At 72.2% G+C, this 18,665-nt stretch carries 13 protein-coding genes; 9 read left to right on the forward strand and 4 right to left on the reverse strand.

Annotated elements, in window-relative coordinates:
* Positions 1-609 precede the first annotated feature (609 nt).
* The 6 genes from EAO71_RS17835 (at position 610) to EAO71_RS40060 (ending at position 6,944) form a co-directional block, all read left to right on the forward strand.
* Positions 610-918 (forward strand): hypothetical protein, encoded by a 309-nt coding sequence (locus tag EAO71_RS17835; protein WP_024757447.1) that lies wholly within the window; start codon positions 610-612, stop codon positions 916-918.
* 104 nt (positions 919-1,022) lie between these two features.
* Complete coding sequence (locus EAO71_RS17840) at positions 1,023-1,862, forward strand: hypothetical protein (RefSeq protein ID WP_147978628.1); 840 nt, start codon at positions 1,023-1,025, stop codon at positions 1,860-1,862.
* Entirely contained in the window at positions 1,852-3,177 is a 1,326-nt protein-coding gene (locus EAO71_RS17845; protein ID WP_147978629.1) for a hypothetical protein, read from the forward strand. The genes EAO71_RS17840 and EAO71_RS17845 overlap by 11 nt, the downstream gene beginning before the upstream one ends.
* Entirely contained in the window at positions 3,174-4,727 is a 1,554-nt protein-coding gene (locus tag EAO71_RS17850) for an SCO6880 family protein (RefSeq protein ID WP_147978630.1), read from the forward strand. The genes EAO71_RS17845 and EAO71_RS17850 overlap by 4 nt, the downstream gene beginning before the upstream one ends.
* Before the next feature lie 20 nt (positions 4,728-4,747).
* Positions 4,748-6,160, forward strand: coding sequence for an ATP-binding protein (locus EAO71_RS17855; RefSeq protein WP_147978631.1), 1,413 nt, complete (start codon positions 4,748-4,750; stop codon positions 6,158-6,160).
* 28 nt (positions 6,161-6,188) lie between these two features.
* The gene (locus EAO71_RS40060; RefSeq protein WP_410093977.1) at positions 6,189-6,944 is read left to right on the forward strand and encodes a hypothetical protein; all 756 of its coding nucleotides are present in this window, start codon (positions 6,189-6,191) and stop codon (positions 6,942-6,944) included.
* 515 nt (positions 6,945-7,459) lie between these two features.
* On the opposite strand, the gene EAO71_RS17870 is transcribed toward EAO71_RS40060, so the two are convergent.
* Positions 7,460-8,026 carry a MarR family winged helix-turn-helix transcriptional regulator gene (locus EAO71_RS17870; protein WP_147978632.1) on the reverse strand — a complete coding sequence of 189 codons (567 nt, stop codon included), beginning with the start codon at positions 8,024-8,026 and terminating at the stop codon, positions 7,460-7,462.
* A gap of 143 nt (positions 8,027-8,169) precedes the next feature.
* Between EAO71_RS17870 and EAO71_RS17875 the strand changes: the two genes are divergently transcribed.
* Positions 8,170-9,444 (forward strand): MFS transporter, encoded by a 1,275-nt coding sequence (locus EAO71_RS17875; protein ID WP_187282759.1) that lies wholly within the window; start codon positions 8,170-8,172, stop codon positions 9,442-9,444.
* A 39-nt stretch (positions 9,445-9,483) separates the two neighbouring features.
* Here the strand turns inward: EAO71_RS17875 and EAO71_RS17880 are convergent, their stop codons facing one another.
* Together EAO71_RS17880 and EAO71_RS17885 are read right to left on the reverse strand one after the other, a co-directional pair.
* Positions 9,484-11,109, reverse strand: coding sequence for an ATP-binding SpoIIE family protein phosphatase (locus EAO71_RS17880; RefSeq protein WP_147978633.1), 1,626 nt, complete (start codon positions 11,107-11,109; stop codon positions 9,484-9,486).
* 107 nt (positions 11,110-11,216) lie between these two features.
* Entirely contained in the window at positions 11,217-12,533 is a 1,317-nt protein-coding gene (locus tag EAO71_RS17885) for an NAD(P)/FAD-dependent oxidoreductase (RefSeq protein ID WP_261992174.1), read from the reverse strand.
* A gap of 405 nt (positions 12,534-12,938) precedes the next feature.
* On the opposite strand from EAO71_RS17885, the gene EAO71_RS17890 reads away from it, so the two are divergent.
* Together EAO71_RS17890 and EAO71_RS38880 are read left to right on the forward strand one after the other, a co-directional pair.
* A complete protein-coding gene (locus EAO71_RS17890) occupies positions 12,939-13,709 on the forward strand; it encodes a TetR/AcrR family transcriptional regulator (protein ID WP_147978635.1) in 771 nt (256 codons plus the stop codon).
* A 215-nt stretch (positions 13,710-13,924) separates the two neighbouring features.
* Entirely contained in the window at positions 13,925-17,761 is a 3,837-nt protein-coding gene (locus EAO71_RS38880; protein WP_261992175.1) for a sigma-70 family RNA polymerase sigma factor, read from the forward strand.
* Positions 17,762-17,984: 223 nt separating this feature from the next.
* Here the strand turns inward: EAO71_RS38880 and EAO71_RS17905 are convergent.
* A partial coding sequence (locus EAO71_RS17905; protein ID WP_187282698.1) for an NPCBM/NEW2 domain-containing protein occupies positions 17,985-18,665 on the reverse strand: 681 nt, incomplete at its 5' end.

Genomic DNA, 18,665 nt, shown 5'->3' on the forward strand with positions numbered 1-18,665 from the left:
CGAGTGACACCCGCTGAGCCATGCCCAGCTGCCCCATTCAATGGSWGCGGGAAGCCACCCCGAGGCGGACGGACGCCGATGGCGCCCAGGAAATGCGCACCCCCTGCCCTGGCCCCTTTCCCGGGCCGCCCTCCGAGTGTGAAAAGGCGGGTGGAGGTGACGGGTCAAGGGTGGAGCGAAGCGGAATCGGCGAAGCCGACGCGACGAAGGAGCGCCCTTGATGCGGCGCCGTAACCCGCCACACTCGGAGAGAGGGCGGCCAACCACCAGAAGTAACCGGGGAACGCCGAGTCCAAGAGCCCGAAGGCCCGCACCCCCAAGACCCCCATCCACCAGCGCCTACGCGCGTCGCAACCACCCCAAGAGTGCAACAACGACAATCATTGCCCGGAGTCACCCTCCGTGATACACAGAGTGACCATACGCTTCTTCGCATACAACCGGTCGCGCCGTCGCAGGTCAACGCGGTCGGTTCGGTCAAATGTGCGGGGATCGGGTAAAGAGAGCCGCCAAGCCGTCACACGCGGGCGGTTTCATCAGCGAAGATAGGGCGATGCCCCATGCCATCAGGCAGGGGCGACGAACTACCCAACAGGGGCGGTGAGTTACATGTACCTGGCGGCCGAGAAGGGCGACATCACCACCATCATCGGTGGAATCGCCCCTAACTGGGGGCCTTTCGGGAGCCTGGGCAATGAGGCCAAGGTGATGATCGAGGTCGTGATGGCCGTGGCCATCCTGCTCTGCCTCGGCATCGCCATCTGGGGTGCGGCCAAGCAGCGTATCGGCGCGACCGCCCTCCGGGACACGTTCAGTGCCGAGCAGGGCAAGGGCCTCATCGTGGCCGGCCTCACCGGGGTCTTCATCATCGGGTCACTGGGGACGCTCTTCACCATCGTGTACGGGATGGCCGTCTAACCACCGAGGACGCACTCCCTGATGTCCAGTCACCACACCGCGCCTGCGCGGAGACCAGCACGGCTCGAGTCGTACCCGCGAACGGTTGAGGGGGCGTACCCGTCATGAGTCTCGGCGACGAGAACGACGGCTTCGGCGGCGGTTCGGGCCAGACCCGTACCCGTCTGCCCGAGGGCGGCAGCGGCGACGTGTACGAGGGCGCCCGGCGCCCGGCGGCGCGCAGCTCGCGGTCGCTCATCACGGTGGTGGGTGTGGTGGTCCTGCTGGTCGCGGCGATCGCCTTCGCCAACCGCGGCGGCGGCGACGGCGCGGACTCCCCGGACACGTCCACGGGCAAGGGCCCGGGCTCCGGCGCGCCGACGTCGGCGACGGGCGTGCGTCCGGTGACGGGCAAGAACGGCCAGATCCCCGCGGGCTTCGCCCACGACCAGCAGGGGGCGCAGAGCGCGGCGGTGAACTACTCCGTTCCGCTCGGCTCCGCCGACATGTTCGACGCGGCGCGGCGTCACGCGATCGTCGATGCCGTGTATGCCCCGGACATCGCCGCGGCGCGGCAAAGCGATCTCGACAAGGTCCACTCCGACAAGGGCTTCCTGACTCGTATCGGGCTCGAAGAGGACGGCAAGGCCCCAAGCGGGCTGACGTTCATCTCCCGCGTCATTCCCGTCGGCTCGAAGGTCGAGGACTACAACGGCGACAGGGCGTCCGTCTCCGTCTGGTTCTCGTCGTTGTTCGGTCTGGCGGGCGAGGGGTCGCAGAACCCCGTCTCCGAGTCCTGGTACACGACGACGTATCAGCTCAGATGGATCAACGGCGACTGGAAGGTGGCCGACTTCCAGCAGAAGGACGGCCCCGTGCCGGTGGCTCGCGACCAGGCCGCATCCAGTGCAAGTGAAATGGCAGACGCCGTTGACCAGTTCGGAGGGTTCACCTATGCCCGCTAACCGATCTCGACGAGCCCTTTCCCTTTCCGCACTGACCGTTGGAGCGCAGACGTTCGCCGTCCTCGTGTCTGCCCGCGCGTTCGCCGCTCCGACACCGACACCGAGTCCCAGCGCGAGCAACAACCCCTGTGACCTGATTCGCGGCCCCGCCCGCGACTACTGCCAGAACGGTGAAGGCGGATCCCGTTCCCCCAACGCCCGGCTCGACGACCCCGCCACCGCCCTCGACCCCCTCGCCTCCCTCGCGCGGGGGTGCGCCGATGCCGCCGTGTCCATCGTCGACACGCTCTCCAAGGCGGTGAAGGGGACCGCCGACGTCGACTTCACCAACACCCAGTTCCTCGCCCGCTACGCCATCGTCTTCGCCGCCGCCACCGTCCTCACGCTGCTCCTCTGGCTCCTCGCCGTGGCCAAGCGCGCCATCCGCGGGGTGCCGCTCACCACGGCGATCTCCGAGGCCATCGGGTTCCTGTGGCTGACCGTCCTGGCGTCCGCGTTCACGCCGCTCATCCTGTACACGGTCGTCAACGCCACCGACGCCGTCACCGAGGTCATCGCGTCCGGTACCGGGCAGCAGACCGACGTCTTCTTCGGGAGCTTCAAGCAGGCCCTGCAGAAGGGCGACACCATCGGCGGCGGGCCGATCATGCTGATCATCGTGTCCCTGGTGACGGTGCTGGCCGCCGGCGTGCTGTACCTGGAGCTGTTCCTGCGGGCCGTCCTGCTGTACGTCGGCGCCCTGCTCGGCGTCGTCGTGTACGCGGGCCTCGTCGACAAGAACATGTGGGGGCACGTCCGCCGCTGGGCCGGGATCATGATCGCCGTCATCCTGGTGAAGCCGGTCATCGTGATCGTCCTCGGGCTCGCCGGCGCGTTGTCCTCCGGAACCGGACCCGACTCGTTCTCGGCGGTCGTGTCCGGGCTCGCGATCATCCTGCTGGCGATCTTCGCCTCGGCGATGATCTACCGCTTCGTGCCCGGCTTCGGCGACGAGATCGTCGCCTCGCGCAACAACCGGCTCCACCGCGCCGGTGAGAACGCGGCCGCCGCCGTCATCTCCTCCCCCGCCTCGCTCGTGTCGCAGGGCATCAAGACCCACAGCGCACGCGGCGACGGCGGTCAGGGCGGCGGTGGCGGGAACGCGAGTGCCGCCCGTCCCGCCAACCCCCTGGCGGGCGGCGTCGCCGCCCACAGCAGCCGCGGGGGCGGCGGCGGATCTGTCCCCTCCGCCGCACCCCCGCCGCGTAGCAGCACCAGTCCCACCGCAGGCACACCGCACAGCAACCGCAAGAACTCTGGAGGTGGAGGGCGTTGACGACCCAGTCCCAGCCGGTCGCGCCCCGCCGTACGTATCTCATCGGCCGTGCCCGGCCGAACGCGATCGTCGGCAAGAACCGTGAGACCGGCGAGATCGCCCTGATCATCGCCGGGGCGTTCCTCGGCATGATGAGCGGACTCCTCGTCCCCGCCCTCACCCTGCGGATCGTGCTGCTCACCGGATTCCCGATGCTGGCCCTCGCCGCCGTGTACGTGCCGTACAAGCACCGGACCTTCTACAAGTGGTTCGAGATCAACCGCAGTTACAAGCGGTCGCTCAAGCGCGGTACCGCCTACCGGTCCGCCGCCGTCGAGGCCGGCACGCGGCTCGACGGGCGGGAGGTCGAGGTCGGGCCGCCGCCCGGCATCGGCCGGATCAACTGGCTGGCCGCGCCCTTCGGGCCCGACGAGATCGCCGTTCTCCTCCACGCCGACCGCCGGACCGTCACCGCCGCCATCGAGATCGAGGGCCCCGGCGTCGGTCTGCGCGACAGCGAGGACCAGGAAGCGCTGGTGGACCGTTTCGGCACGCTGCTGAAGCACGTCGCCAACGGGGACGGCTTCGTCACGCGCCTCCAGATGCTCGCCCGCACCCTGCCCGCCGACCCCGACGCGCACGCCAAGGACGTCGGCCAGCGCGGTGACGCGCACGCGCCCGAGTGGCTCCGGGAGTCGTACGACCAGCTGCAGTCGATGGTGTCCACCTCCAGCGAGCAGCACCGCGCCTATCTCGTCGCCTGCATGCACTTCACCCGCGAGCTGGCCGCCGAGGCCAACGCCATGGCGCGGGCCGCCCGGCACGCGTCCGGCGCGCGCAAGCTCGACCGCGACGCCGGTCTCGCCGTCGTCATGGCGCGCGAGCTCACCGACATCTGCGCCCGGCTCGCCGAGGCGGACATCCGTGTACGGCAGCCCCTCGGGCAGTCCCGGCTGGCCTCGCTCGTGCACTCCATGTACGACCCGGACCACCCCATCGACCACATCCAGGCGATGACCAAGCGCAACGCCTGGCCGGCCGAGCTGGACGCGATGGAGCCGACGTACCTGCAGGCGAAGACCCGCGAGTCCTCCACCCGTGCGCCCTGGTGCCATGCCACGGCCTGGGTGAAGGAGTGGCCGATGACCCCGGTCGGCGTCAACTTCCTCGCCCCGCTGCTGGTCCACACGCCCGACGTGATCCGCACGGTCGCGGTGACGATGGACCTGGAGCCCACCGAGGTCGCCATCGAGCGCATGCTCACGGAGAAGACCAACGACGAGGCGGAGGCCTCGCGCCAGGCCAAGATGAACCGCACCGTCGACCCGCGCGACATCGCCGCGCACGGCCGGCTCGACCAGCGGGGTGAAGATCTCGCCAGTGGCGCGGCGGGCGTCAACCTCGTCGGGTACATCACTGTGTCGGCGCGTTCGCCAGAGGCTCTGGCCAGGGACAAGCGCACGATCAGGGCCTCCGCCGGCAAGTCGTATCTGAAGCTGGAGTGGTGCGACCGCGAGCACCACCGGGCCTTTGTGAACACGTTGCCGTTCGCGACCGGCATCCGCCGCTAGCCGCTAAGGGGCCCGTGCACATGCGAGATCCGTTGACCGCCCTGACCGAAGCGTTCACCTCCTTCCTCTTCGGGAAGGTGGAGACCACGCGGCTGCCCGTGCGCACCTCGACCGGACAGGCCCAGGCCGTCTACCTGCCCACCGCGGCCCCCGGCCTCGGCGACTCCGGCGTCATCATCGGCCGCGAGGTGTACAGCGGCAAGGGGTACATCTACGACCCCTTCCAGCTGTACGGGCAGCAGCTCCCGGCGCCCCACTGGCTGGTGCTCGGCGAGTCGGGCAACGGCAAGTCGGCGCTGGAGAAGACGTACGTCCTGCGCCAGCTGCGCTTCCGTGACCGTCAGGTCGTCGTCCTCGACGCCCAGGGCGAGGACGGTGTCGGCGAATGGAACCTCATCGCGCAGGAGCTGGGGATAACCCCCATCCGCCTCGACCCGATGGTCGCCAACGACGCCGGCATCCGGCTCAACCCGCTCGACCCGTCGATCACCACGACGGGGCAGCTCGCCCTGCTCCGTACGATCATCGAGGTCGCGATGGGGCACGGCCTGGACGAGCGTTCCGGGTTCGCGCTCAAGGTGGCGCACGCCTTCGTCAACGAGAACATCACCGACCGCCAGCCGATCCTCACCGACATCGTCGAGCAACTGCGGCATCCGAAGCCGGAGTCGGCGGAGGCGATGAACGTCGACATAGACGACGTGCGGGCCTGGGGCCTGGACGTGGCGCTCGTCCTCGACCGGCTGGTCGACGGCGACCTTCGCGGCATGTTCGACGGTCCGACGACCGTGGGCATCGACCTGGACGCGCCGTTGATCGTCTTCGACCTGTCCCACATCGACCGCAACTCGATCGCCATGCCGATCCTCATGGCGATCGTCGGCGTCTGGCTGGAGCACACCTGGATCCGCCCCGACCGGAAGAAGCGCATCTTCCTGGTCGAGGAGGCCTGGCACATCATCAACAGCCCCTTCGTGGCGCAGCTGTTCCAGCGGCTGCTGAAGTTCGGGCGACGCCTCGGCCTGTCCTTCGTGGCGGTGGTGCACCATCTCTCCGACGTGGTCGACGGAGCCGCGGCCCGGGAGGCGGCGGCGATCCTGAAGATGGCCTCGACCAGGACGATCTACGCCCAGAAGGCCGACGAGGCCAGATCGACGGGCCGGGTCCTCGGGCTGCCGCGCTGGGCGGTGGAGATCATCCCGACCCTGACGCCCGGTATCGCCGTCTGGGACGTCAACGGCAACGTGCAGGTGGTCAAGCACCTCATCACGGAGAAGGAACGGCCGCTCGTCTACACCGACCGCGCCATGACGGAGTCGGCGCCGATCCACGACCTGCCGGAGGACATCCAGGCCGCCGAATGGGAGGCGGAGCAACGGGCCGCCCTGATGGAGCGGCAGCTGAACGACCCCTCCGAGTCCACGGTGGCGTGAGATGACCGGGGAGCGACGGGAAGGTGGCGTGCCCGACGGGCTGTTGGTGGGGCTCCTGGGGTTCCTGCTCAGTCTGATCCTGCTGGTGTGGACGGCGACCGGCCTGTCCGCCCTGTTCTCACGGGGCGCCTGGCCGGCCGGGGTCACCTTCACCAGGACCCCGCTGGCCGTCCGCTCGCTGGTCGGCCGGCCCCAGGACCTGGCGGCCGCGTGGCCGGAGACACCGCCGGGCGCGCTGTCGGGGTACGGCCTGTTCTGGGGCGTCCTCATCGGTGAGCTGATGGTGCTCGCGGTCCTCACGGTGTTCGTCGTGGGGACGCTGGCGCGCTGGCGGGCGGTACGGGAGGACAGGCGGAGCGCGTACGCCGCCGGGCACCCCGCCTCGGCCACGACGCGCCGCCGGGTCTCGCCGAAGGCCGCGCACGGGGTGGAGGCGGATGCCGGGGTGACGCCGGTCGCCGACGAGACGCGGCTCGCCCCCACGAGGCCGGCCGCCGCCGGGGAATCCCCCGCCGGATCCCCGCCGCCGCCGGGCACCGGGCACGTCACCGACGGCAGCGCCGGGCTCGTGACCGGGCCGGTCGGGGTTTCCGTTCCGGGCGGCGGGTCCCTCACGAGCGGCATTCCCGTGGCCGCCCCGGCCCGGGTGCCCGAAGCCCCGGCGACCGCCCCCGGGCCCGGTCTGCGACAGCGTCCTCGCTGTGTTTTTTGCCTACCTGCCACAAGGGCCAGTAGGACTTCAAAGGAACCTCGACCATCCGAAGATGGACGGGGTATCAACTAATCTGGCGTTGATTTTTGGCACGCTGTTGAGTTCTCAAGGAACGGACGCTTCCTTCGTACTCACCCTCTCGGGCTTTCCTCCGGGCTTTTCCCTTCGGTCTTGCGTTTCCGACTCTATCAGATCTTTCCGACCCGATTTCCTCGGTGCTTTCCGGTCCCATTCGCTTTCGCTCCGGGCCCTTCCGGCGGTTCCGACTCTATCAGATCCTTTCGGGCCTGATTCCCAGTCAGCGGGTTTTGTCTTTGCGGCTGTTGGGCCGTTCCGACGCTCAAACTCTAGCGGGTTTCCCCGGCGACTCATAATCGAGTCTTTCGAAATGAATTTCGGCATGCCGAAATTCGTCCCGGTAGGGAGGTCGTGCTGAGTTGAGTTGCCGCTATTGCGGCGGGAGTGGCTGCCGCAGAACCGTTCCGGTCCCGTGACAACTCGGAGAACACTACGGATACGGAGGGGGCGTGTCAACCCCCCTCCGGTGGTCGACCGGAGGGGGGTCCGGGGCCTGAGGCCCGGTCCGCTCAGTCGAGGTCCTGCAGGCGGCCGCCGGCGTCCGGCTGGGTGTGCTCCACCCTCCTGAGCAGGCGGATCAGCATCTCGCCGAGGACGCCGCGCTCGTCGCTCGTCAGGTCCTGGAGGAGGTCCTCCTCGAAGCCCGTCGCCATGCGCATCGCCTCGAGCCACTTCGAGCGGCCCTCGTCGGTCAGCTCGACGATCACCCGGACGCGGTTGGTCTCGTCGCGGTCGCGGGTGACCAGGCCCTCGCCGGCCATCCGGTCGATGCGGTGGGTCATCGCGGCCGGGGTGAGGCCCAGCCGCTTCGCCAGCTCACCCGGACCCAGACGGTAGGGGTCGCCGGCGAGGACGAGGGTCTTGAGGACCTCCCACTCCGCGTTGCTGATGCCGAGGTCGGCGAGCTGGCGGCCGTACGCCACGTTCATCCGGCGGTTCAGCCGGCCGAGGGCGGAGACCACCTTCTCGACCTGGGGATCGAGCTCCCGGTACTCGCGCTGGTAGGCCGCGATCTGCTCGTCGAGGGTCGGCTCCTGCAGGGACTGCGGGCCGGACTGCTCGGGGGTGTCGGACATGCGGGGAGTATCCCACGGCTTCCGTTGGCCTTGAAGTCCTTCAATGTGTATTGTTCAGGTTCTAACTTTACTGTTGAAGTCTTCAGGGTTCAGTCCTACAAGGCTGAAGCCCCCGATCGAAGTGGGTGAGTGTGACCAAGGCGATGGGCGCAGCGATGCGCCGGATCCAGGCAGGCAGCGCGCTGAGCGCGTTCGGACTCGGCTTCACCGTGCCGTACCTCTATGTGTACGTCGCCCAGGTGCGGGATCTGGGCGCGAGTACCGCGGGCGTCGTCCTTGCCGTCTTCGCCATGGCCGCGCTCCTCGTCCTCCCCTTCAGCGGGCGGGCCATCGACCGGCGCGGGCCGCTGCCCGTGCTGACGGTCGCCGCGGTGCTGGCGTCGCTGGGCGCGCTGGGGATGGGGCTCGCCGGGAGCGTGGCCGCGGTGGTCGGCGCGGCGGCGCTGCTCGGTGCCGGTACGGCCGTGATGCAGCCGGCGCTCGCGACGATGATCGTGTGGTGCTCGGATCCGGCGGGCCGGACCCGTTCATTCGCCATGCAGTTCTTCCTGCAGAACCTGGGCCTCGGTGTCGGCGGCCTGATCGGCGGCCAGCTGGTCGACGAGAGCCGGCCGGGCAGCTTCCTGCTGCTCTTCTCGATCGAGGCCGTGATGTTCCTGGTGCTGGCGGGCATCGTGCTGACCGTCCGGATGCCGGGCTCCCCCGCTCTGCAGGGCACCCGGCCGGCCGCGTCGAAGGGCGGCGGGATCCGTGCGCTGCTCGGGCACCGGGCCATGGTGCAGCTGTGCGTCCTGGGCTTCGTGTTGTTCTTCGCCTGCTACGGGCAGTTCGAGTCGGGTCTCGCGGCGTACGGCACCGAGGCCGCCGGGATCGAGCCGTCCACGCTCGGTGTCGCGCTGGCCGCCAACACGGCCGTCATCGTCGCCGCCCAGTTCGTGGTGCTGCGGTTCGTCGAGCGTCGGCGGCGCACGCGGGTGATCGCGGCCGTCGGTCTGATCTGGGCCGTGGCGTGGGTCATCGCGGGGTACGCGGGTCTCGGGCACGGCAGCCGGACGATGGCGACCGCCGCGTTCATCTCGACGTACGCGCTGTTCGGGCTCGGCGAGGCGATGCTGTCGCCGACCGTGGCGCCGCTGGTGGCGGACCTGGCTCCGGAGGCGATGGTCGGGCAGTACAACTCGGCGTTCGCGCTGGTCAAGCAGCTCGCGCTGGCGGTCGGCCCGGCCGTGGGCGGGCCGATGGGGGCGGCGCTGCACGGGCCGTACATCGTGACCTTCGTGCTGTTCTCGCTCGGGATCACGTTCCTGGCGCTCCGGCTGGGCAGGCAGCTCGCCCCGGCGCAGGACCAGCCGTCGCTCGTCGCGGTGTCGCGGGTGGTGGCCCGGCACCAGCCGGAGAAGGAGACGGCCGCCGCGTAGGGGTGCTCCCGGGAAGGGACTGACCGGGCCGGGGCCCGGTCAGTCCGGCAGGGCGAACTCGCACCAGACGGCCTTGCCGCCGCCGGGGGTGCGTCGGCTTCCCCAGGACGAGGCGATCGTGGCGATGATCGAGATGCCGCGGCCCGCCTCGTCCTCCGTCTCCGCCCGGCGGCGCCGGGGCAGATGGTCGTCGCCGTCGGTGACCTCGATGATCAGTCGCCGGTCGGTGCGCCGCAGGCGCAGCCGCATGGGCGGGGTGCCGTGCTGGAGGGAGTTGGCCACCAGTTCGCTGGTGGCGAGGACGCCCAGGTCGCGCAGTTCGACCGGGAAGCGCCAGCTGGACAGGACTCCGGAGGCGAAGGCCCGGGCGCGTGGTGCGGCTTCCACGCCGCCGAGGAGTTCCAGGGCGGCGTTGTGGAAGAGCTCGGCGTCCGGTCCCTTGCGGGCGGGGTGCTGGACGACCAGTACCGCGACGTCGTCGTCGTGCTCGGCGGTGACGCCGAGCGAGCGGAGCAGCCGGTCGCAGACGACCTGGGGGGTGCCGAGGGCCCCGGAGAGGGCGCGTTCGAGGGCGGCGACGCCCTCGTCGATGTCCTCGCGGCGGCGTTCGACGAGTCCGTCGGTGTAGAGGACGGCGGTGGAGCCCGGGGGCAGGGCGATCGTGCCCGAGGTGTGGAGCCAGCCGCCGGTGCCGAGCGGGGGTCCGGTGGGGTCCTCCGCGCGGCGGACCGTGCCGTCCTCGTCCCGGACGAGGATGGGGAGGTGGCCGGCGGAGGCGTAGACGAGCCGGCCCTCGTTGGGGTCGTGGACCGCGTAGACGCAGGTGGCGATCTGGCTGGCGTCGATCTCGGCGGCGAGGCCGTCGAGCAGCTGGAGGACCTCGTGCGGGGGCAGGTCGAGCCTGGCGTACGCGCGGACGGCGGTGCGGAGCTGGCCCATGACGGCGGCGGCGCGGACGCCACGGCCCATCACGTCGCCGATGACGAGGGCGGTGCGGCCGGCTCCGAGGGTGATGACGTCGTACCAGTCGCCGCCGACGGCCGCGTCGGTGACGCCGGGCTGGTAGGTGGCGGCGATGCGCAGGTCGTCGGGCTGCTCCAGTTCCTGCGGGAGGAGGGAGCGCTGGAGGGTGACGGCCGTCTCGCGGTGGCGGCGTTCGCTGGCGCGGAGGCGTTCGGCGGCCTCCGCGTGGTCGGTGACGTCGGCGGCGTGGACGAGGACCCCGCCGTCGGGAAGGCGCGGAGACTCCACGGGCAGGCAGGTGACGGTGTACGAGCCGCCTTCGCGGGTCTTGCGGGACTTGACGGTGCGGGGCTTGCCGCTGCGCAGGACCTGGTCCATGAGGGGCAGCAGGCCGAGTTCGTGGGCCTCGGGGCAGGCGTCGGCGACGGTGGTCCCGGCGAGGCGGGGTCCGAAGGCGGCGGCGTAGGCGTCGTTGACGTAGGCGATGCGGTGCTCGGGGCCGTACGCGAGTGCGACGAGGCCGGGGAGCCTGCCGATGATCTCCCGTGCGGAGAAGTCCTCGAGTACGGGGACGTCGTCGGCGAGGGGCTCCAGCTGCGGGCCGTACTCACCGCGGGCCGCGGGCACGGAGCCCTCGGTCCCCCGCGCCGCCGTGCGGCGCTGTGTGCCGGGGAGCCGGGCGCTCCAACGGGTGAAGTTCACGGATCTGTATGCCTCGTGGTGTCGTTGGCCGTGCTGAGTCACTCTGTGCAGGTGTGGGCCCACCTATGGTCACACGTCCAGTGTGACCGGCCGCACTGACATCGGTGTCAGAGCGGCCGGGGGCCGTTCTTGGGGGGCGGGGGCGCGGCGGCGAGTTCGAACTCGGCTCGTGGGTGCTCCAGGGAGCCGAGCGAGACGATCTCACGTTTGAACAGGCCGGACAGGGTCCATTCGGCCAGGACCCGGGCCTTGCGGTTGAAGGTCGGGACGCGGCTCAGATGGTAGGCGCGGTGCATGAACCATGCCGGGTATCCCTTGAGTTTGCGTCCGTAGACGTGCGCCACGCCCTGGTGCAGTCCGAGGGAGGCGACCGAGCCGACGTACTTGTGGGCGTACTCCTTGAGCGGCTGCCCGCGCAGGGAGGCGGCGATGTTCTCGGCGAGCACCTTGGTCTGGCGGACGGCGTGCTGGGCGTTGGGGGCGCAGGTGCGGCCCGGTTCGTCCGCCGTGACGTCGGGGACGGCGGCGGCGTCGCCGGCGGCCCAGGCGTGCTCGACGCCTTCGACGGTCAGCTTCGCGGTGCACCTGAGCCTGCCGCGCTCGTCGAGGGGCAGGTCGGTGGAGGCCAGGACGGGCGCGGGTTTGACGCCGGCCGTCCAGACGACGGTGCGGGTGGGGAAGCGGGTGCCGTCGCTGAGGACGGCCACGCGGTCCTCGCAGGTCTCGAGCCGGGTGCCGAGGCGCACGTCGATGTTGCGGCCGCGCAGCTCCCGGATGGCGTAGCGGCCCATCTCCTCGCCGACCTCGGGCAGGATCCGGTCGGACGCCTCGACGAGGATCCAGCGCAGGTCCTCGGGCTTGACGTTGTGGTAGTACCGCGCGGTGTAGCGGGCCATGTCCTCCAGCTCGGCGAGCGCCTCGACGCCGGCGTAGCCGCCGCCGACGAAGACGAAGGTGAGGGCGGCGTCGCGCAGGGCGGGGTCGCGGGTGGAGGAGGCGATGTCCATCTGCTCGATGACGTGGTTGCGCAGTCCGATGGCCTCCTCGACGGTCTTGAAGCCGATGGCGTAGTCGGCGAGCCCGGGGACGGGGAGGGTGCGGGAGACGGAGCCGGCGGCCATGACCAGTTCGTCGTAGGTGAGCCGGGTGCTGCCCGTGCCCTCCTCCTCGGTGGCGAGGGTGGAGAGGGTGACCGTGCGCTCGGCGTGGTCGACGGAGTGGACCTCGCCGATGACGATGCGGCATCCGTCGAGGAGGCGGCGCAGCGGGACGACGACGTGGCGCGGGGAGATGGATCCGGCCGCGGCCTCCGGCAGGAACGGCTGGTACGTCATGTACGGGTCGGGTGTGACCACCACGATCTCGACAGCACCGCTGCGCAGCTCGGCCTTGAGCTGCCGCTGCAGACGCAGTGCGGTGTACATCCCGACGTAGCCACCGCCGACAACGAGAACGCGCGCAGGTTCGGTCACTGTCCCATGACGCAACGCCGTCCGGGGTTTGTCCACAGGCCCGGCAAATTGTGTGACCGGAGGAGTGCGGAGGCGTGGGGTGGCGCACGGGGTCGGTACACGGAAGAATGCGCAGGTCAGGTTGAGGATATGGGGGCAGTGGAGCGGGCAGAATCGGGAGGCTTCCGGTCCTTGCTCCGATCGGGGGGCGCACCGTACGGAACTGCCCCTTCTGAATTGACCTCGACTCAACTATGTTCGTACCTCGTCGGGGTATCGGAGCGCTGTGCGTGGACCAGAGCACAGAGAGCCGGTCCGGGATCCCGTGTCAGGGCGGGGAAGTCTCCGGGGGGAGACATCATGAGCGGGGGAACGCTTATGCACATTCAGGATTCGCATTGGCAGGCTGTCGTCGCACCGGTCGACGGCCCGGTCGAAGGACGTACCGGGGCGACGGCGACCGTCGGCCGCTCCGCTCCGCTGCGCGTGGACGCGCAGCGGAATCTGGAGCACGTGCTGCGCGCGGCGCGCGAGGTCTTCGGTGAACTCGGTTACGGGGCACCGATGGAGGACGTGGCGCGGCGCGCCCGGGTCGGGGTGGGTACGGTCTACCGCCGCTTCCCGAGCAAGGACGTGCTGGTCCGCCGGATAGCCGAGGAGGAGACCGCGCGGCTGACCGAGCAGGCCCGGACCGCTCTCGGCCAGGAGGACGAGCCGTGGTCGGCGCTGTCCCGTTTCCTGCGGACGTCGGTGGCTTCCGGCGCGGGCCGGCTGCTGCCGCCGCAGGTGCTGCGGGTGCAGGTGGACGAGAGCGTCGCCGACGCGGTGCTGCCGGTTCCGGTCGCGGCGGACGGGGCGCGGGTGCCGCACCAGCGGGGTTTCGCCGAGTCGGCGGGGTCCCGGGTGGGTGCTCCCCGGCAGGCACCGGCGGCCGAGCAGGACGACGCCGGCGCGGCGGAACTCCTGGAGGTCGTGGGGCAGCTGGTCGACCGGGCGCGGGCGGCGGGTGAGCTGCGTACGGACGTGACCGTCGCGGACGTGCTGCTCGTGATCGCGACGGCGGCTCCGGCGCTGCCGGACGCGGCGCAGCAGGCGGCGGCCTCGGCCCGGCTGCTGGACATCCTGCTGGAGGGTCTGCGCTCGCGGTAGGCGGCGGGGCGCGTACGTCACGCGGCCCCTTGGGCCGTGCTCCCGGCAGGTCCGTTCGGACCGTTGATCGTCGCACGAACGGGTGAACGGTTACGCCCGGATACGGGAACTCACCCCGGACGAGTGGTAGGTGGCCGCGCGGCCTCGGCGTGCCCGTGCTCTGTGGGACGCTTGCGCGGTGTCCGGGTCTGAGCGTGCGTACGGGGGCTTCCGCGATGAGCGGTGACGGTCGGGACGAGCCGCGGTTCGACGGCGGTGCCACGGAGACCGGCGAGCTGCCGCCCCGGCAGGTGCCGAACCAGGGCCGGCCCGCCGGTCCCGCGCGAACGCCCGCCGGTGCGGCGCCCGTCGGCGTGCCGGGGCACCCGTCCGCGGGCCCCGCCGGGTCCACGGGAGCGGCCGAGGCCAGCGTGCCGCCGCAGCGGGAGCGCGGGCCGCGTCCGGCCGCCGTCCCGGCGGCCGACGCCGGTACCGGGGGCGCCGCGGCGAGTCCCGAGTCCGAGGGCGTCCTGCCCCCGGCGGTCGAACTGCCGCCCTCCGACGCCGACCTGGTCCAGTGGATGCGGGAAGGCGACGACAGCGCGTACGAGGAGCTGTTCCGCCGCCACTCCGAGGCCGTGCGCCGGTACGCCCGGACCTGCTGCCGGGACGCGCACACCGCGGACGACCTGACGGCGGAGGTCTTCGCGCGCACCCTCCAGGCCGTGCGGGGCGGTGCGGGACCCGCCCACGCCGTCCGCGCCTATCTGCTGACCACCGTCCGGCGGGTGGCGGCGCAGTGGACGCGGACGCAGAAGCGGGAGCACCTGGTCGAGGACTTCGCGGTGTTCGCCGCCCAGGCATCCCGCACGTCCGAGGTCTCCGACCAGGACACCCTCGACCTGGGCGCCGAGGTACGGGCCATGCACGAGGCCGAACAGTCGCTGGCCATGCAGGCGTTCCGCTCGCTGCCCGAGCGCTGGCAGGCCGTGCTGTGGCACACCACCGTCGAGGAGGAGTCGCCCAGCGAGGTCGCGCCGCTGTTCGGCCTGACCGCCAATGCCACCGCCGTCCTGGCCAGCCGGGCCCGCGAGGGCCTCAAGCAGGCCTACCTCCAGGCCCACGTCAGCCAGACGCTCACCGCGGGCGGCGACTGCGCCCGCTACGCCGACCGGCTCGGCGCCTACGCGCGCGGCGGGCTGCGCATGCGGGCCGAGCGGGGCCTGCGCAAACACCTGGAGGAGTGCGCCAGGTGCCGGCTCGCGGCCGGAGAGCTGGCGCACGTCAACGCGGGGATCCCGGCGCTGCTGCCGATCGCCGTCATCGGCTGGTTCGCCGCCGGCTTCTCCCTCAAGGCGGCCGGTGTGGTCGCCGGCGGAGTGGCGGGCGCCGCCGGAGCCGGTGCGGCCGCCGCGGCGGCCGGTGCCGGCTCGTCCACCGCCGCGGGGACCTCCGCCGCCGCGGCCGAGGGGCTCGGGGCACCCGCGAAGGCCGGCATCGCCGCCGCCGTGGCGGTGGCCGCGACCGCCGGACTGGTGTGGGCGCTGTCCGGCGACCCGCAGCCGGTCGCACAGCCCGAGCCGACGCCGCCGGCGGTCGCCCCCGTCGTACCGCCGAAGCCGCTGCCGTCGCCGCCGCCCCGGTCCACCCCACGTGAGGAGGCCGGGAACATCCGGCCCCGGCTCACCTCCTTCGTGGGCCGCGAACCCGAACTCGCCGCGCTGCGCTCCGACCTCGTCGGCTCCCGCCTCGTCACCCTCACCGGACCCGGCGGCTCCGGGAAGACCCGTCTCGCCGAGGAGGCCGCCCGGGCCGTCCCCGGACCCGCCTGGCTCGTCGAACTCGCCCCGCTCGACGACCCCGACGCCGCCCCCGGCGCCGTCCTCTCCGCCCTCCGCCTGCGCGAGACCAACCTGATCACCCGCGAGGGCCAGCCCCTTCAGGACGATCCCACCGCCGTCCTCGTCGACCACCTCGCCGACCGCTCCCTGCTCCTGGTCCTCGACAACTGCGAGCACGTCATCGAGGCGGCGGCCGCCCTCGCCGAGACCCTCCTGACCCACTGCCCCCGGCTGCGCGTCCTCGCCACCAGCCGCGAGCCGCTCGGCGTTCCCGGCGAGACCGTCCGCCCCGTCGAGCCGCTGCCGCCCCACCCGGCCCACCGCCTCTTCGCCGAGCGCGCCGGCGCCGTCCGGCCCGGCTTCGACCCCACCGAGGACCTCGGCGCCGTCGACGAGATCTGCCGCCGGCTCGACGGGCTCCCCCTCGCCATCGAACTCGCCGCCGCCCGGCTGCGCCTGCTCAGCCCGCGCCAGATCGCCGACCGGCTCGACGACCGCTTCCAGCTCCTCACCTCCGGCAGCCGGACCGTCCTGCCCCGGCAGCAGACCCTCCGCGCGGTGGTCGACTGGTCCTGGGACCTCCTCGAACCCGAGGAGCGGACCCTGCTGCGCCAGGTCTCCGTCTTCGCCGGCGGCTGGGACCTCACCGCCGCCGAGGCGCTGGGGCCCGGCGCCGCCGACTCCCTCGGGGCCCTCGTCGACAAGTCCCTGGTCGTCGCCGCCCCCACCGAGGCCGGCGCGATGCGCTACCGCCTCCTGGAGACCATCCACGAGTACGCCGTCGAGCGGGCCGCCGAGACCCCCGACGTGCTGGCCGCCGCCGAGGCCGCCCACACCGCGCACTTCACCGCCCTCGCCGAGGAGGCCGAGCCCCGGCTCCGCTCCGGCGAGCAGCTCCCCTGGATCGGGCGGATCGAGGCCGAACTCGACAACATCCGGGCCGCGCTCCACCGCGCGATCCTCGCCTCCGACGAGGCGGCCGCCCTCCGGCTGGTCTTCGCGATGGGCTGGTTCTGGTGGCTGCGCAACTACCGCTCCGAGGCGGTGGTCTGGGTCGCCCGCACGGTCCGGCTGGGCGAGGACCCCGACGATCCGGCCGACCCGCGGTACTGGCCCCGCAAGGAGCTGCGGATGCTGCAGTTCTTCCTCGCGGCGGAGAACCACGTCGTCGGCGACTTCTTCGCGGACCCCGAACTCCTCGCGCTGGTCCGGCGGGTGCGCGAGGCGTTCGGCGAGCGGCCCGGCCCGCAGGCGGCCCGCTTCCCCGGGATGCTGTGGCCGTTCACGGCGTACTTCACCGAGTCGTCGTCCGACGTGCTCGCCATGCTGGACGCGTCCGTCGACAACTGCCGCCGGCACGGCGGCGAGTGGGAGATCGGCGTCAGCCTGATGTTCCGCACGCACATGGCGATCGACATGCCCGGTGGGACGCCCGACCTGGACGAGGACCTGGTCGAGCTGCGGTCGCTGTCCCGCCGGGTGGGCGACCGCTGGATGCGGGCGCAGGTGGCGAGCGCGGCGGCCGAGGCGAACATGATGCGCGGCCGGCACGCGGAGGCCGGCGAGGACTACGAGGAGGCGCTCGCCCTCGCCCGCGAGGTCGGGGCACACGCCGAGGCGCCCTTCCTCATCGCCCGGCTCGCCGAACTCCGCTATCTCGTCGGCGACATGGACGGCGCGGAGAAGGGACTGGACGAGGCCGCCGCGGAGGCCGAGCGCCACCGCGTCAACGACACGGAGACCTACCTCCGCTTCATGCGCTCGGCGATCGCCCTCCACCGGGGCGACGTGACGGCCGCCCGCGCGCACCTCGACGTGGCCATGGAGCACCTCGCCGCCAGCACGCCGCCCCGGCACTTCCAGACGCTGCTGGCCGGGCTCGGTGCCCGGATCCGGGCGTACGAGGGCGGGGGCGACGCGGCGGTCGAGGAGGCCGTCGCCGCGCTGCGGGAGGCGCGGGAGGCCCGCTGCGCCGACTTCGTCACCACCCACCTCGCGGAGGGGGTGGCACTCGCGCTCGCCCTGGGTGGGCGGCACGCCCCGGCGGTCGCGGTCCTGGCCGCCGCCGACACCTGGCGCGGCGACACACCCCGGGCGGTGCCGGAGCTGCGGAAGGCGGACGAGATCGCCACCCGGGCCCGCGCGGCGCTCGGCGAGGACGGGTACGCCGCCGCGTACGCCTCCGGGGCCCCTCTCGACCTCGACGGGGTCGCCGCGCTGGTGGGGGCGTAGGAGGCCGTCCCGACCTCCTGGGGCGTGTGGCGAGAGTCCCGCCCGCCGCGCGACGCCTGGCACGTTCCCCCGTGGCCTTTCGGCACGGGAGGTGCCCCCGCGCCGCGTCGTCGGGTCGCCCGAGTACGCCCGGTACGAGGGCGGCCCTCCGCCTTGCGATCGCACGCACCAGGCGCCGCGGGGCCCGCCCTCCGCGCGGACGGCGCCCCTTTCGCCACACGCCCTACGCGCAGGTGATCTGCGACCGGGCCCAGTCCGCGATCGCGACCCGGCCGAACGGCGTGTGCGGTTCCACCACCAGACGGATCGTGCCGCGGCCGGCGAGGTTCACCTGGACCGGCACCGGCGGGTCGCCGGCCTCCACCACCTCGGAGCGCCAGAGCCGTTCGCCGTCGCCGTAGACCGAGAAGCGGACCCCGCCGACGCCGAGCGGGGCGCTGAGGTCGTCGACGCCGACGAGGGCCTCGTAGCCGACGCACCGGCGGTTGAGGTCGATGGTGAGGGAGGACGGCGCGTGCACGCTCACGCCGTGCGCGTATCGCGTGCCGCCCATGGACAGCCCGTCGCGCTGCCACATCCAGCTGCTGTCACCGAGCCGTACCTCGGGCTTGGTGCCGTCGCCGAAGACGCCGTAGTCCAGCCGGCTGATCCGGTAGACGGTCGGCGGGGCCGGTGGCGGGGGTGCGGGCGCCGCCGGAGCCGGTGCGGCCGCCGCGGCGGCCGGTGCCGGCTCGTCCACCGCCGCGGGGACCTCCGCCGCCGCGGCCGAGGGGCTCGGGGCACCCGCGAAGGCCGGCATCGCCGCCGCCGTGGCGGTGGCCGCGACCGCCGGACTGGTGTGGGCGCTGTCCGGCGACCCGCAGCCGGTCGCACAGCCCGAGCCGACGCCGCCGGCGGTCGCCCC

Origin of the sequence: Streptomyces sp. MS191 (assembly GCF_008042125.1) — a bacterium.
Classification (GTDB): domain Bacteria; phylum Actinomycetota; class Actinomycetes; order Streptomycetales; family Streptomycetaceae; genus Streptomyces.

Bases quoted from the DNA above. Each gene is read 5' to 3' on its own strand.
- EAO71_RS17835 (WP_024757447.1), top strand. From the start codon at position 610: ATGTACCTGGCGGCCGAGAAGGGCGACATCACCACCATCATCGGTGGA.
- EAO71_RS17840 (WP_147978628.1), top strand. From the start codon at position 1,023: ATGAGTCTCGGCGACGAGAACGACGGCTTCGGCGGCGGTTCGGGCCAG.
- EAO71_RS17845 (WP_147978629.1), top strand. From the start codon at position 1,852: ATGCCCGCTAACCGATCTCGACGAGCCCTTTCCCTTTCCGCACTGACC.
- EAO71_RS17855 (WP_147978631.1), top strand. From the start codon at position 4,748: ATGCGAGATCCGTTGACCGCCCTGACCGAAGCGTTCACCTCCTTCCTC.
- EAO71_RS17870 (WP_147978632.1), bottom strand. From the start codon at position 8,026: ATGTCCGACACCCCCGAGCAGTCCGGCCCGCAGTCCCTGCAGGAGCCG.
- EAO71_RS17875 (WP_187282759.1), top strand. From the start codon at position 8,170: ATGGGCGCAGCGATGCGCCGGATCCAGGCAGGCAGCGCGCTGAGCGCG.
- EAO71_RS17885 (WP_261992174.1), bottom strand. From the start codon at position 12,533: ATGTACACCGCACTGCGTCTGCAGCGGCAGCTCAAGGCCGAGCTGCGC.
- EAO71_RS17890 (WP_147978635.1), top strand. From the start codon at position 12,939: ATGCACATTCAGGATTCGCATTGGCAGGCTGTCGTCGCACCGGTCGAC.
- EAO71_RS38880 (WP_261992175.1), top strand. From the start codon at position 13,925: ATGAGCGGTGACGGTCGGGACGAGCCGCGGTTCGACGGCGGTGCCACG.